1 protein-coding gene is annotated in these 575 nt (G+C 22.8%); it reads left to right on the top strand.

The genetic code is table 11. From position 1 onward, the window contains the following. Positions 1-283 precede the first annotated feature (283 nt). The coding region (locus MBORA_RS00900; RefSeq protein WP_394328381.1) for a hypothetical protein at positions 284-575 on the top strand (292 nt) is incomplete at its 3' end.

The raw sequence follows: 575 nt of genomic DNA, 5'->3' as shown, positions 1-575 counted from the left end.
TCTTACGAAATTACTAAAAAAATTAAAAAAATATTTGATGATAAAAATTACATAAATGAAATTATTCTTTTTATAATTATTATTTTAGCTTTATTAATTTTAGGATGCAAATACGGGACAGATAAATTCAAAGAATAAAATATACTATAATTCTTATCTTTAAGGTTTAATTAAAAGAGGTATTTTCAATGTCAAATACTAAATTTATTTTAATAATATCTATAATATTCCTATTATTCACTTCAATAGCTTCTGTTAGTGCCACTGATACTATGTTAGTATTGTGAATGAATCAACAGACATTGAACATGATTTGAACGAAATTAATGGAAAAAATGCTTCTTTAGAAAATCAAGAAATTTATGTTAATCCTTTAGGGTGTGATGATGCTAATGGAAGTTTTCAAAATCCGGTTTCATCTATCCATCGTGCTGTTGAGATGGCAAAAAATAATTCTAAGATTATTTTAATGGATGGAGAATATAAAGGCACAAATAATACTTTTATTTTAATTAATAAAAACCTAACAATCGAATCATTTTCAAATAATGTTATTATTAATGGAGAAAATAAAT

The sequence above is a fragment of the Methanobrevibacter oralis genome (genome assembly GCF_001639275.1).
Taxonomy (GTDB): Archaea; Methanobacteriota; Methanobacteria; order Methanobacteriales; family Methanobacteriaceae; genus Methanocatella; species Methanocatella oralis.
The sequence above is the reverse complement of the archived record's forward strand: the minus strand, read 5'-3'. Positions and strand labels throughout refer to the sequence as shown.